This window comes from Methylosinus trichosporium OB3b (assembly GCF_002752655.1).
Classification (GTDB): Bacteria; Pseudomonadota; Alphaproteobacteria; order Rhizobiales; family Beijerinckiaceae; genus Methylosinus; species Methylosinus trichosporium.
Window position 1 is genome coordinate 1,692,957 of sequence record NZ_CP023737.1, and the last position, 14,190, is coordinate 1,707,146.

The window sequence follows — 14,190 nt, forward strand, 5'->3', positions numbered from 1 at the left end:
CCACTTCAAATAGAGCTGCCGCGCCTCATCAAAATTCGCGACAGCCCCCTGTCAGGCGGCGTGCTGCCGCGCGTCAAACAAGGTGAGAGTCTTCTCATCCAGATTGCCGCTCCATAGCGGCCGCATCCAATCCCACGCAAACGGCCCGTCGGCCGAGCCGACGGCCCCAATTTTTCGCGCGCGTCGCCGTCAAAAATATCGGTTATGATGACGAGCGCGGCCCCGATGACGCCAGCCGCGGGGATGCGGCGCCGTGACTGCTCCAATTATGGCGCCGCCCGCCGCTCCCACGGCGGCGCCCGCCAAAGTCGGGCCCGCGAGACCTCCCGAGGCGAGTGCGCCGATTCCCGCGCCTCCGAGGCCGCCGATGATCGCGCCGCCCGCAGCGCGTTCGCCGGGCGTATAGCAACCCGCGAGCGGCAGCGCGCCCGCCAGCGCGACGATGAGAACGAGCCGTTTCATGGAGAATCGATCCGTTACGACACCGATCATTCAAACTCCTTTCCGATCTGCGAGAGGCTCAGCGTATCGCATGACACGCCGCGTCCATGCGCGAGACGCGATCCTGCGACGGGAAATGCGCCGATTGCGTGGAGCTGGACGCCCAACTTGGCCGCCTCGAAAACTTTTTGAAGAGGTGTGTCCGGACTGCAACAAGCGAAGTGTATGCTGGGAACCGCTGTGTCAATCGGCATCCAAAATTGACCCCCGATCGGCGTTCAAAATTGACCCCCATTTGGCGTAGGGCGGAACGCGAGCGCTCGCCCCGGCGGAGCTGGCGGGATTGCGCAGCCGGGGCGAGTGCGTTTCGGTTCGCGATGTGATCGGGAGGATCAGGCGCGGTTCTTGAAGCGCCAGCTTTCGTTGCCGGTTTCGACGATGTCGCAATGGTGGGTGAGGCGATCGAGCAGCGCGCTGGTCATTTTCGCATCGCCGAACACGCTCGGCCATTCGCCGAAAGCGAGATTGGTGGTGACGATGATCGAGGTTCGTTCGTAGAGCCGACTGATCAGATGGAAGAGCAATTGTCCGCCCGACTGCGCGAACGGCAAGTAGCCGAGCTCATCGAGTATGATGAAGTCCATTCTCGTGAGATAGTCCGCAAAGCGTCCCTGACGACCGCCTCGCGCTTCGCTCTCGAGCCGGTTGACGAGCTCGACGGTGTTGAAGAATCGGCCACGTTTTCCAGCGCGAATACAGCTTCTGGCGATCGCTATCGAAAGATGAGTCTTCCCCGTGCCGGTTCCGCCGACGAGAACGCAATTACGTTGTTGGTCGAGGAAGCCGCCGCCTGCGAGATCGCGCGCCAGAGCTTCATTGATCGGCGCGCCCTCGAACTGGAAGTCCTCGACGTCCTTCGCCAATGGCAGCTTCGCGACCGTCATCTGATATTTGATCGAGCGCGCATGTTTTTCGGCGATTTCCGCCTGGAGAAGATCGCCGACGATGCGCGGCGGCTCATGCTGCCGCTTTATGCCCGTCGACATCACCTCGTCATAGGCGCTCCTCATGCCGAAGAGCTTGAGCTCTCCCATGAGATCGAAGAGCTGCGTGCGTTCCATCAGGCCGTTCTCCTCAATTGATCATAGCGGGCGCAGTCGGCGAGCGGCATGTGCAGCAGCGTCAACGACTGGGGTGTGGGGATCGCCGGAGGTGGCGGCGGCTCGCGCCGGCGGGCGAGAATGTTGAGAATGACGTCGGCGGAATGGACGCCTTGGCCGAGCGCCTCCGCGCAGGCTGCCTCGACAGCGGTCAATCCATCGTCGACGACGGCGGCCAGAATCTTGACCATTTGTCGATCGCCGTCGTCGCCGGTGAGCTTGCGTCGCACGCGTTCGATCGCGCCCGGCAGCACCCAATCCTTGAATGGCGCGCCGTTCCGCAGCGCACCGGGCTTGCGCGCGAGAACCGGTATATAATGCCAGGGATCGAAGATCGTCGCGCCACGCCCGAAAGCGCGCGCATGTTCGGCGACGACGCGTCCTTTTTGCCGGAACACGATGCGGTCGGCGTAGGCGTGAATCTCGACCGGGGCGCCGACAGCGCTCGCATTGACCGAATATTTGTTGTTGTCGAAGCGCATAGCAGTTGCGCTTGCGCAAGCTGCGTACACTTGCTTGCGCGGCAGGTCTTCGACACCGACGCCGTCAGCTCGTGGAATCCGTCGAACCGCCCGCGCAGCGGGACGAGCTTCGGTCGCTCTTCCTCGAAAACCTGCCAAATCGTCTTGTCCGGCATCTCGGGATGCGGATGCGCCTTGGCGTAACCGACGCATTTATCGAGAAGCCACGCGTTCATATCCTCATAGGTCTTGAACCGCAGGCGCGGCGTGAAGAACCGCTCCCGCGCCAGGCCGACTTGATTTTCGACCTGGCCCTTCTCCCAGCCGGAGGCCGGCGTGCAGGCGACCGGCTCGACGAGATGATGGCTGCACATTTGCGCGAAGCGTCGATTGAACTTGCGCTCCTTGCCGACGAAGATCGACTCCACCGCCGTCTTCATATTGTCGTAGATGCCGCGCGTGCAGGCGCCCCTGAAGAAGGTAAAGGCGCGATCATGCGCGTCGAAAACCATCTCCTGCGTCTCGCGCGGATAGGCGCGAACGAACAGCATGCGGCTGTGGCACAGACGCATGTGCGCGACCTTCACGGTCGTCGTCACGCCCGTCGAGCACAACGATCTCGTGGCTCCAGTCGAACTGATAGGCTTCGCCCGGCGCAAAGCTCAGCGGCACATAGGCGGCGGCCGTCGCCGCGCCTTGCTCGCTGCGCCATTTGCGCGCGTAGCGACGCACGGCGTCATAACCGCCTGCATAGCCCAGCCCGCTCAGATCTTCGAAAACGCGGATCAGGGTCAGCCGCTCGCGCGCCGCCTTCTTCTCATTCTCCGCCAGCAGCCCGTCGAGCTTCTCCGACCAAGGTCCGAGCTTGGGCAAAGGCTGATTGTCGCGCTCATAGGCGAAGGAGGTCGCCTCCGAGCGCAACGCCTTGCGGACCGTGTTCCGTGAAATGCCCAGATCGCGGACGATCTCCTTGATCGTCTTGCCCTTGAAGAAATGCTCGCGACGGATTCGCCCGATCGTCTCCACAATCAACATCCCCCACCACCCGCCCTTGCAACCAAAGCGGGCGGACTGTCCGGCCTTCACCAGAGGGGGTCAGACGATATGACCGTTTTGGGGGCGGACGGGGTGGCCCGTCTCCACAATGTGCAAGCAGCGAGGGTTGCGCCATAAGCGCCTATCCTCATGCACAGGGAGACGGACCGCCATGGAGTTTAACAGCTACATTGGGCTCGATGTACATAAGGAAACGATTGCCGTCGCCATCGCGGACGCCGGCCGAGACGGCGAAGTCCGTTTCTACGGCGAGATCGCCAACACGCCCGACGCGGTTGGCAGCTTATTGAAGAAGCTCGGCGGTCGGCATGGCAAGCTGCACTTCGTCTACGAGGCCGGCCCCTGCGGCTATGGTCTCTACCGGCAGATCGTCACGGCCGGCCATGCCTGCGAAGTCGTCTCGCCGGCGCACACGCCGAGACGCACTGGCGATCACGTCAAAACCGATCGACGCGACGCTGTCATGTTGGCGCGCTTGTCCCGCGCCGGAGATCTCCGCGGGTCAGACCGAGGCTCCCCTACGACGAAAGCTCCGTATGCGGTATCCAACCCGCGAATGAGAAACGGCTCAACAGTCACGCCGAATAACATGCAGCGCTTGCTCGAGCGCGTCGAGCACGAAGCCCGCATGCACCGTGCGAGAGGCGCGCCATTCGACGATCCGCCGCGCGAAGGCGTCGATCACGAAAGCCTCATAGACGAAGCCTTGCCAAATGGAGACATAAATGAAATCCGAAAGCCACAGAGCATTCGGGCGAGGCGCCTAGAAATTTCGGTTCGCCTTGTCGAGCGGGCATGAAGCTTTGCCGTCACTCAATGTCGTTTTGACAGGCCAACGCACCACGCCTTGCACCACCATGCTCCGCATCAGCCGCGCCACGGTGCAGCACGCCACCTTCTCTCCTTCGCGGTCCAGCTGGCTCCACACTTTTCGGACGCCGTAGACTTGAAAGTTCGCATCGAAGACGCGCCGGCGTATTACGGCGACCCAGATGCAAGCCTTTCTAGATCGAGCTCTTGAATCGTCACATCGATTTTGCTCTCGAAAAACAGGCTCGACGCGAGTGAACGCAACTTGCAAGAATTTAAAAATATAGGCTGCCGAGGCAGCTTGCCAGACGCGAGCGCGTGCAGTTCCTCCGCGGTATTCACAACGGGATTAAGGAAAAACCCCGCCAGAGCTTGCTCAGGTACGATTCTATATACGACACTGGAGCCATCGTCAACATAACATGCTAGATATACACTAGGTATCTTGTAAATTAGCGCGGCTACAGCTCCTACAAAACTAGGTTTTATTTTGGCACTAACAAATAACACGGACCTATCTAACGAAATATTTTGCCCCCACATATAGGCTTTCACCGTTTTTTTTCTCAGAATGTTAGCGATAACAACCCGCCTCCGTTGCAATATAAGATCATTATTTGAAATATTCGATGGAAAATAGTTTGCAAAAAGCACAGGCCATAACGATCCCTCCACCGACGCGGGCAACCGATCGTCGATTGACCCTGGCTTGATCAAAACAAAGTCTGGAGCTTTATCACTGTTGTAGAACTCCGCGTTCAAACCGATAAGATCAGCTGAGTATGTTGCATATTCTTGTATTGTAGGCCTTGGAACATATCTAACACCAGCAGCAATGAGCGAAGACTGACGTGAGTCGATAATATCGACCGACCCCGGCAATGAGCTGACCGGCCCATCGCTGGACACATCGGCTAGACGGGATTTACGTTTGATTTCCAAATTAGAAATATACCCATCTGGATCAGACATAAATCTCGCTACTTCCGAAATTTGGGAAAATCTATCCGCTATTTTCATTGCCCTTTCGCCGAATGCGACCTCGCCGCCAGCCGTATTATTTATTTTTATATAGACCGTGTAAAGGGTGACGATCGAAAAAACAGCAATCAACACACCCTGCTGAACGCGTGATAAATATAAAGGCTTGCTCGTCATAAGTAAGAGCATGCCTGCAAAGCAGCCCCCTATCAAAGTGGACGCGGACCGTCCACTGCTATGTCTGACAAACCCCTGCTTGAAACAAACCCATGTAAAAGCGAATACAGTAACACAAACCACTGCTCTTTGGACATGACTCGACTTATCACCCACCTTCAATGATCGAATGCAAAGAAACGCAATTATCGGTGAAATGACTAAAATAAATAAAACATAATCAATATTTTCACGCCTAGAAGCATATTCTGCGGACATTGCCATCGTATATGCCGACGATAATTTCCAACTCCCAATGATATACAGCAAAAAATCGCTTCCTGTCGCACTAGTTGCTATGAAAGCAATGTATAGGAACGACATATACAAAATCGTCGAGACGGGAAATCGTCGCTCCTTGACAAACAATAGATCATTTAGTAAAAAAATCAATACCGACATTGGGAAAACCGTGAATTTAGCCAACGTCGCCAACGCGCTCGAGAGCACCCCAAGGCCGTAATACATCTTAAAGCGGGCCCCCGACGGTAAACGCACAAAAAAGTAGACGCACGACAGAGGCAACGAAAGAAATAGATAGTCTCGGACGCCCCAGCCAAAGCACAACAAGAAAACGAGAGCGACCGCAACAAAAGAAAACTTATTTTCGACGACAAACTCTGTCCACATTATCAACAATGTCGCTATAAATAGCAGACTACAAATCACGTATATTGCAATATGCGATTTCAAATAATAATGTGTATAAACGAAATTCAATGGGCCGCCCGTGAAAATGATATCCTGCCCGAAACGCCACCCACGCGTATTTGCCTCGCCGAGCACAGCTATCCAAGACGGGTCTACGCCGCTCGATATTTGCTCGAACTCCATAAGCTCCCATTGGACGATCATGACGAGCAATAGAGACATTACAAATATTGATGATATAAGTATATAGCGAATATTCTTCATCACTCACTCCGATATAGGCGTCGAGAGCGGGCGAGAGCGTCGGTCTGAGCTGATCGGCGAGCTGAAGAAGCCGAAGAGATCGGTGGACCCCGATCGCGGAACGCCCGACTGGTCTATTCTCGAGAAAAATAGACTTTTGTATAGGTTTGTTTTCAATCAACCCGCCTGTCCTGATGTCGCTGACGAAGGTCTGAAAGTGTAAATGCGATGCCCGAAGTAGCTGGTCACCGCGGGAGCGGCGACTCCAATCAGGTGGGATAGGTCTTCGACGTGCCAATTGAATCCGATCAAAGGGAAAATCCGTTTAGCGAAACCGACGCTGATTGCAAACGCGAAGACGAGAGCGAGCAAATTTACAGTTATGAATCTCGCAAACTCTTCAATCATATTACGTCTCGATCGCTCGAATACAAACTGACGTCCGAGGAAATAGGCCGTCGAAACGCCAAAACAGAAGGATAGCACAATCGCAAGCTCGAAGGAGGTATAATGGTTAATCACCCATCGCGACGCAATGTTCACAATAGCGGCTATCCCGCTCGTCAGCACGAATTTGCTGAAGCGAGAAGTGAAAAGCGCGTTTCCGATCGCCATCTGGAGCACCGTCATTGAGCCTTCCCTGCTACGATCAGGAACTGCTTCCCAAACAAACTCCAAACAAATGGAAATGATAAATATAATCTGATCAATATATCGTGCACAGGTATAGTATTATTCATTGTAAAAGGCAAAAAACGTGGTACGGTAATTTCTACTTTAAAGCCTGCTAGTTGTAGAGCCTCTCCAATAGACGCATCCGATAGTGGAATATGGTGGTCAAAAAAATCCCAATACTCTCGAAATGCATATTTAATATTCGGGCCTAGCAAAATGAGCTTGCCGCCGGGAGTCAAAACACGATAGACATCCCTAAGTAAAACGACGATATCGCTCTTCGCCGGGAGATGCTCAAGAAAATTAGAGCTGAAGGCTACATCGATACACGAATCGGCGAAACTGCTTAGATTTGTTGCCTCTTTATTAATAAAATGCACTGAATGATCAAGTCGGCTCGCACTATCAGGATTGAGGTCGATAGCAAATTTTTCTCTGGCGACGATGTTATTTATAAACTCCCCATAGCCGCATGCGATATCGAGAACACGGTCGGAAGGTCGAATGTATCGACTAAAAAAATACCGGCACAAAGCGCGCCAGACGGTTTTCCGTCGTTCAATTCCGGTGTTCGAAAATCTTTCCTGGTAAATTATGCTCAAATCATTCATCGATGCGCCTCATAAGCCCTTTATCCAATTGCGACAGCCATCATTTTGCCATAGCGTGCTCCTTCCGACACTCCGCGATCCTCGGGATAATAAAAACTGGTGTCGGCGATCTGAAGACCCTTCACACTGGTTTGAATGGGCGGAATTTTTTTGGCGAATCCGGGGGGACAGACAGGCTGAGCGTATCGTAGCCGGCTCGCGCGCCCGTCGATGCGATCTTCATCCGAAAGCGCCGGATTGACGCGCTTGAGATAGGAAAAGGCCTCATCGAGCAGGTCGGCGTCGGAGCGCGCCCATTTCGAATGATCGACCGGCATATAATAAGGCACATAGACAATGACGTCGCCTGTCGGCCGCAGATTGGAAAATTCGACAAAGCCGGGGATGTCCATTCGAGGATCGACGACATTGACCCAAAAATGCGGCGTCACCTGCTTCCGCAATTTGAAGACGAGGCAAACGACGCCGATATTGAGAATCTCGGCATAGCGCTGCTTCTCTTCGAAGGGCAGATCGGGAACCATAGCCGGGATCAGCGGCGCCGGCACGGTGACGATGGCGGCGTCGTAGGACGTTTCCTCGCCGCCGACGACGACGCCTCGCAGCCTGCCTTTTTCGATAGCGATTTTTTCCACTCGCGCGCCGAGACGAATCGCGCCGCCATGCGCTTCGATAGCTTTCACCAACGCCGCGATCAGCGTCTGCGAGCCGCCTTCGATATAGCCCAGTTCCTCCTGCATCAGCGAGCGGCGCGACGTGCCGATGCGTTTGATGCGGGTCCATATCCAGGCCGCGGAAATCGGATCGGCATATTGATAGAATTTCAGATCGAATAGCCTGCGCCACAGCTTTTCGTAGACGCTCTTGCCGCACCAGGCTTCGATCCATTGTTTCGCTGAATAATTTTCCAGCGCGCCGGGGGAGTTTCGCTTGGTGGCGAGGAACATCATGACGCCGTAACGCAGCTTCTCGATCGGATCGAGGCCCGGAAACCTCAGCAGCGCGACGGGATCGCCCCAGTCACTCGAGCGCCCTTCGAAAAAATAGCCCATCGAGGTCGGCTTCCAGCGCATTTTGTCGCTCATGCCGAGTTCGGCCATCAGGTCGAAGGTGGGCTGATCCGCTTTGCAGACGAAATGATAGTAGCGCTCCAACGACACGCCGCCAAAATCGAAATGCGCCGCCATGCCGCCGGGAACGATGTCGGCCTCGTAAACCGTGACCTCATGGCCCGCCTTGGCGGCGTGATAGGCGCTGGCCAATCCCATCGCGCCTGCGCCGACGATTGCGACTCGCGCCATTTCAAAACTCCAGAACGATATGCGAGAAAACCGGATCCTGGAAGGTTTCAGCGAGCGCCTCCGCCAGCGGCGTCGCGCGCACGCCGAAAATCGTCGGCCATTTCGTGACCTCGAAGACGTCGGGCGTGACGAGAGCTTCGAGCTGGTGGGTGGTGAAGGGCGGACTCCTGTCGATGAGCCCATAGGCTTTCAGAAGCAGCCAGAATGCGAAATACGGAATTTTCATGATCCGCGTCTTAGCGCCGGTCGCGGCTTTGATGGCGCGGATCAGTTCGATATAATCGATCTTCTCCTGTCCGCTGATGTTGAAGGATTGATGCGGTCGCGGCGTTTCGACGCAAGCGGTGATGACGTCGCAAAAATCGCCGACGTACAGCGGCTGACGCAGATACCGGCCGTTTCCCGGTATCGGGAACACGGGGGTCCGTTGCATGAAGCGCGCAAGCCACCCGAGGTGTTTGCGGTCGAACCAGCCGAACATGAGAGTCGGTCTCAGCACGGTGGTCGGCAGCCCCCGGTCCACGACGAGGCTTTCCTGCGCCTTCTTCGATTTTGTGTAGAAATCCTGCGCTCGAGAGTTCACCACCGACGAGCTGATATGCACGATCTGCCGAACGCCGTACCGTGTCGCTGCATCGAGGACGTTCTGCGTCGCGGTGATGTTGTTGTCGATGAAAGGCTTCTCGTCGAGGCCGCCGATTTGCGCATGGCCGATGACGAGCACGTCGAGACCTTCGAAAGCCCGTTCCCAGGAGCCGGGCCTCGCCAAATCGGCATCGATCACGTCCACGTCCGGGTGCAACTTCACGAGCGTCTTGTTATTCACCCTATGCTTGTCCAGGCCGACGATCCGGCCGAGCTTCTTCGCCTTCAGGCGCGGAATGAGATTCTGTCCGAGCAGGCCGGCCGCGCCGGTGACGACAATCTTTCTCTGGTTCGGCAATGCAGTGTCCTCTGATGAACGGATCCCGAGCCCCGCATGGAGCCTCTACAGCTTGGTTCTATGAAAAATCGGGGCGGGAATGTTTCGGATGACCAGCATCACGAAGCGCCAGAATGCGGGAGCGTAGACGACCGGCCCCCCCTGGTCGGCGGCTTTGACGATGATCGCCGCCACCGCATCCGGCTTCGCCCAAAGCACGCCCTTGTTTTCGATGGCGGCCGTCATCGGCGTATCGACGAAGCCCGGTTTTATCACCACGGCGCGCGCGCCGAGGGGAGCGAGCTTGTGCGCGATCCCCTCCACGAGCCGCGCCAAACCGCCCTTGCAGGCGCCGTAGATGTAGTTCGACCGCCGTCCGCGGTCGCCGGCGACGGAGCCGACCACGAGCAGAACGCCCGCACGTTGACGCTCCAGAATTTCGCTCGCCGCGAGACACCAGGCGACGGCGCTGGTGAAATTCGTCGCGATCAGTTGTTGCGCGGCGGCTGGATCTTTCTCCAGCATTCGTTGATCGCCGAGCGCGCCATAGGCGAGCAGCAGAATGTCGAGCCCGCCGAGCCCCTCGGCGATTTGCATCAGTCGGCTTCGAGCGTCGGCCGTGGCGCAGTCGAGCGGGATGATTCGCGCCTCGGCGGCGCCGACAATCGTCAGATTGGCGGCGACCGCCTCGAGGCGATCCCTGTCGCGTGCGACCAACGCCAGTCGCGCTCCTTCGATGGCCCACCGTCGCGCGGTCGCCTCGGCGATCGCCGACGTCGCTCCCAAAATCACGATGCGCTTGCCTGCCGCGCTCATCCGGCCACCCTGCGCCAAAAGTCGGATTCCATGCGCTCGTCCTTATGTCGAAGGAATTCCTGCAATTTCGGGAAAGAACGGCGGAACGTCTCGGGTGCGAGACGACCGTCCTTCGCGGGATAGAGGGCGCCGCCCGCCTCCATGACGATGGAGTCGAGACGCGACATCAGGGCCAGCGTATCCTGGCCGCTGTTGGGAAAATCGAGCGCCAGAGTGGCGCCGGGGCGCGGGAAGGAGAGAAAGCCGGGAGAGGTCTTGTCGCCGAAAGTCTTGAGCACTGCGAGGAACGACGCCTGTCCCTCGCCGACGATCTCGCGGAGCAACGTCGCGATCGCGGCTCGCGCGGCGCCGGGCGGGACCACGCACTGATATTGGAACATGCCGCGGCTTCCATAAAGCCTGTTCCAGTCGTGGATGGCGTCCAGCGGATAAAAGAATGGCGCGTAATGTTGCACGCTCTTGCCGGCCCCGGCCCGGCATTTGCGGAAATAGAGTTCATTGAAACCGCCGACGGTGTAACGGTTCAAGAGACGCGACGGCGCATCGAACGGCAAGGTCTTCCACGTCCGGTCGTCGCCATGGATCTCGATGACGTCGTCCGGCCGCCAATTGGCGCGAGAAAACACGCCGCGGCCGAAATTCGCCCCTCGTGCGACGGCGTCGATCCACGACACGGTATGCTCGAATCCCGCGGCGCTCTCCTCGGCGAGCTCCCAGAACTCGGCGAGATTCGCGTGAGGAATCGTTTCGACGTCGAGAAAACCGCCTCGTATTCGCTCGAGCTGAAGCTCCACTGTGCAAATGACTCCGGTCAACCCTAGTCCGCCGATCGTAGCGGCGAAGAGATCGGGATCGCTTTTCTTCGTCACGCGCGCCTGAAAGCCGTCCCGGCGCAACAGATCGAAAGAGACGACATGATTGCCGAAGGAGCCTGCCCGGTGGTGGTTCTTGCCGTGCACGTCATTGGCGACGGCGCCGCCCAGCGTGACGAAGCGCGTGCCCGGAGTGGTCGGGAGAAACCAGCCGCGCGGCGCGGCGAAGGCGATGATCTGGGACAAGGAAACGCCCGCTTCCGCTTGCAGGACGCCCGTTCCGGCGTCGAAGGCCAGGAGACGATCGACGCCGCGCATATCGATCGTCATCCCTTCGGAATTCAGGCAAGAGTCGCCATAAGAGCGACGGCGCCCCGTAGCGAGCAACGGACCTCGCGCGGCCGCGACGAGCCCCGGCAGCTCGTCGCGAAATTTCGGCTCGGCGACGCGCTGCGTGCGTCGCACGACCCTGCCCCAGGAATAGACGTCGCGGCGCGCTCGAAAACTGGTCGCGGCCAAATCGCTTCCCTTTCCCTGTGTCACAGCACGGCGGCGAGAAAGGTCGCGCCCATCGCCGCGGCGTAGAAGAGACTAGCTTTATCCTCGAGCGCGAAGGCGACCGGGTCGTCGTGCAATTCTCCGCGATGGCAGAGCAACCAGACGCGGGCGAGCCAAAGGAAGATGACGACGGTGAAGCCCCAGAGAAAATCCGGATGCTTGTAGAAGCCCGTCGGAAAGGCGTCCTCGATGAGGTAGAGCGCCATGACGAGCACCGTGGCCATCATGGCCGCGATGCCGGTCGTGAGCACGAAAGGTGCGTCGCTGGCCTTGTAACCGCGGCCCGGCGTCGTTTCCTGCCCGTGCGCGACCATGCGCGTGATCTCCGTCTGACGCTTGGCGAGCGACAGGGACAGGAAAATGAACATGGAAAAGACCAGCAGCCAGGGCGAGAAGGCGGCCTCGGTGATGACGACCCCCAATCCCAGCCGCATCGTGAAGAGCGCCGCCAGCAGCAGGACGTCGATGATGGGTTCGCGCTTGAGGCGCAAGGAGTAGGAGAGGCTCACGACGAAATAGAGGACGAGCATCGCCACGCATCCGGATCCTGCCGCGAGGGCGAGCCCCAGCGCGGCGAGCCCGCAAAGGACGATGAGTCCGATGCTCAGAGCGATCTGCAGCTCACCGCTGGCGAGTGGACGGTTTTTCTTCGACCAGTGTTGTCGATCCTCATGCAGATCCCAAAGATCGTTCAACAGATAGGTCGTCGATGCAAGCAGGCTGATGGCGAAGAAACCTTCGATCGCGCTTATCCACGAGGGAAGGTCGAACGCTTTGCCGCCGAGAATCAGCGGCACGAAAACCAGAGCGTTCTTCGCCCACTGATGCAGGCGAAGCGCTCGGCGCAGGCCATGGAGCCCGAGCGCGCGGCGCGGAAAAGAGGCGAGCAGATTCGTCGCCTCACGGGCCTTCTCGACGAGGCGAGGCGAAGCGCCGGCGAACACCGCGCCGCAGGAGCGACGCCAGACATGGACGTCGGGATAGGAGTCGCCCGCATAAACGAAGCCGTTCGGATAAGCCGCGCCGAGCGCCTCCGCTTTGGCGCGGCCGCGCAAATTTTCGCGCCCGTTCGACGCTATCACCTTCGAAATGATGGGAAAGCGCCGGGCGACCTTGTCCGCGACGCCGCGGTCGGCGGCGGTGGCCAGAACGATCTTTCGGCCGAGCCGGGCCTCGCGCTCCGCAAAAGCGAGCAAGTCGGAATTGATTGGAAAGCGGGAGACGTCCTCGTCGGTCATGAGCGCGCCCAGCCTCTCCTTGACGACAGCGCGGCCTTGGAGCGTCCACAGCGGCACCCGCCAAGCCTGCGCCCATTCTCTCTTCAGGAGCAGAAACACCGCTTCGTGAAGCGTATCCGTCGCAATCAGTGTCCCGTCGAGATCCAGAACGAGCGGCACGGAAATATCGCAGGCCAGCGCTTTGGCGTCATCGAGCAATTTGGCGCGATCGGGAGCCGAGCTGAAAAACACTGCGGCCGCATTATTCATGAGTCTCGCTCCCATGTGAAAGCAATTGCTTAAGCTAAAGCTTCGACGAAGGGCGAAACCTTGCGCCCTCGGCACGCCAATAAATATCGATTTTATAATGGGGCGTTTTTTCGAAAACAAGCCGCGACTCGAACGGACCTTGGAGTCGAGCGGGACCAGGACTTAATTCGGCTCGGCCGCGTGATTCGCTGCGGGCGGAGCGATTCGACAAGCGCCTCGCCTTCGTCTCGGCCAGAGGCTCACGAAGCGGTTTTGTCGCGAATTTTTTTTCGTGGGTCGGTTGGGGCTATGATCACCGGGCTGGGGCAGGCGGAATCGCCCAATGATCGATTTCCAGGGCAGCCATTTTGAACGCGACGTGACCCTGTGGGGCGTCCGGTGGTATGTGGCGTATCCAATGAGCTATCGGGCTTTGTCGCAGTTTTTGTTTACAGACGCGATGAGCGGGTGAGAACGACGCCGGTCACGCGGCGAGGGCGTAGAACTGCTGTGCTGGACGCAATTCGCCTGTCGTTCACAGTTGCCCCTTTCGGATCATGTGCATGAGCTCGATACCAAAAAGCGTCGCAGCAGCCGATCGAAATGATTTGAAGCCCAACATCGGCCGCGTCACGCGCTTCACCGCTCGATGGTCCTGCTCGACGATATTATCGAGATATTCGATGCGGCGGATTTCGATGTCCGCTTCATGCTCCGCATTGTAGCTTTCGATCGCCGCCGTGTTGGCGCCGCTCTTGTCGCGATCGTGATCTTCTCCGGCTCGCCATGCTGGCCCATCGCCTTGCGCAAAAAGCGCAAGGCCGCTTCTCCAGCAAAGGGGCGTATTTGACGACCCAACGGTTTGAGCGTCGAATCGACATCGACGCCGCGCTCTTCCATCATTTCTTCGAGTTGGCGATAGCTCATCGGATACGCCACATACCAGCGGACGCCCCAAAGAACGACCTGACGCTCAAAATGGCCGCCTTTGAAATCGATCATCGCTCTGT

Annotated in this window: 11 protein-coding genes and 4 pseudogenes; 2 read left to right on the forward strand and 13 right to left on the reverse strand. The window is 58.0% G+C overall.

Annotation, left to right across the window (positions count from 1 at the left end; genetic code table 11):
* Positions 1-189 precede the first annotated feature (189 nt).
* The 3 genes and pseudogenes from CQW49_RS08210 to istA form a co-directional block, all read right to left on the reverse strand.
* Entirely contained in the window at positions 190-462 is a 273-nt protein-coding gene (locus CQW49_RS08210) for a hypothetical protein (RefSeq protein ID WP_024749852.1), read from the reverse strand.
* A 371-nt stretch (positions 463-833) separates the two neighbouring features.
* Positions 834-1,562, reverse strand: a complete 729-nt coding sequence (gene istB / locus CQW49_RS08215; RefSeq protein WP_024750120.1) for an IS21-like element helper ATPase IstB — start codon at positions 1,560-1,562, stop codon at positions 834-836.
* Positions 1,495-3,097, reverse strand: a pseudogene (istA, locus tag CQW49_RS08220) (IS21 family transposase). The gene istB and the pseudogene istA overlap by 68 nt, the downstream one beginning before the upstream one ends.
* A gap of 172 nt (positions 3,098-3,269) precedes the next feature.
* Here istA and CQW49_RS26320 point away from each other — a divergent pair.
* Positions 3,270-3,584, forward strand: a pseudogene (locus tag CQW49_RS26320) (IS110 family transposase); the annotation flags it as partial.
* Between the two features lie 123 nt (positions 3,585-3,707).
* Here CQW49_RS26320 and CQW49_RS08230 read toward each other — a convergent pair.
* The 9 genes and pseudogenes from CQW49_RS08230 to CQW49_RS08265 all read right to left on the reverse strand — a co-directional run.
* Positions 3,708-4,091, reverse strand: a pseudogene (locus CQW49_RS08230) (IS3 family transposase); the annotation flags it as partial.
* Between the two features lie 5 nt (positions 4,092-4,096).
* A complete protein-coding gene (locus tag CQW49_RS24490) occupies positions 4,097-6,040 on the reverse strand; it encodes a hypothetical protein (RefSeq protein WP_003615310.1) in 1,944 nt (647 codons plus the stop codon).
* Between the two features lie 156 nt (positions 6,041-6,196).
* Positions 6,197-6,649 (reverse strand): GtrA family protein, encoded by a 453-nt coding sequence (locus CQW49_RS08235; protein ID WP_003615308.1) that lies wholly within the window; start codon positions 6,647-6,649, stop codon positions 6,197-6,199.
* Positions 6,646-7,305: a class I SAM-dependent methyltransferase gene (locus tag CQW49_RS08240; protein ID WP_003615306.1), complete on the reverse strand. Its 660-nt coding sequence runs from the start codon at positions 7,303-7,305 to the stop codon at positions 6,646-6,648. The genes CQW49_RS08235 and CQW49_RS08240 overlap by 4 nt, the downstream gene beginning before the upstream one ends.
* Positions 7,306-7,325: 20 nt before the next feature.
* Positions 7,326-8,606 (reverse strand): NAD(P)/FAD-dependent oxidoreductase, encoded by a 1,281-nt coding sequence (locus tag CQW49_RS08245; RefSeq protein WP_003615305.1) that lies wholly within the window; start codon positions 8,604-8,606, stop codon positions 7,326-7,328.
* 1 nt (position 8,607) lies between these two features.
* Positions 8,608-9,549, reverse strand: a complete 942-nt coding sequence (locus CQW49_RS08250; protein WP_003615303.1) for an NAD-dependent epimerase/dehydratase family protein — start codon at positions 9,547-9,549, stop codon at positions 8,608-8,610.
* A gap of 45 nt (positions 9,550-9,594) precedes the next feature.
* Positions 9,595-10,344 (reverse strand): SDR family NAD(P)-dependent oxidoreductase, encoded by a 750-nt coding sequence (locus tag CQW49_RS08255; protein WP_003615300.1) that lies wholly within the window; start codon positions 10,342-10,344, stop codon positions 9,595-9,597.
* Positions 10,341-11,675 (reverse strand): FAD-binding oxidoreductase, encoded by a 1,335-nt coding sequence (locus CQW49_RS08260; protein WP_024749850.1) that lies wholly within the window; start codon positions 11,673-11,675, stop codon positions 10,341-10,343. Before CQW49_RS08260 ends, CQW49_RS08255 begins: the two co-directional genes overlap by 4 nt.
* A gap of 20 nt (positions 11,676-11,695) precedes the next feature.
* Positions 11,696-13,201: a UbiA family prenyltransferase gene (locus CQW49_RS08265; protein WP_003615296.1), complete on the reverse strand. Its 1,506-nt coding sequence runs from the start codon at positions 13,199-13,201 to the stop codon at positions 11,696-11,698.
* 322 nt (positions 13,202-13,523) lie between these two features.
* Between CQW49_RS08265 and CQW49_RS08270 the strand changes: the two genes are divergently transcribed.
* A complete protein-coding gene (locus tag CQW49_RS08270; RefSeq protein WP_003615294.1) occupies positions 13,524-13,652 on the forward strand; it encodes an IS6 family transposase in 129 nt (42 codons plus the stop codon).
* Positions 13,653-13,715: 63 nt separating this feature from the next.
* On the opposite strand, the pseudogene CQW49_RS08275 reads toward CQW49_RS08270, so the two are convergent.
* A pseudogene (locus CQW49_RS08275) lies at positions 13,716-14,182 on the reverse strand (IS6 family transposase).
* Positions 14,183-14,190 lie beyond the last annotated feature (8 nt).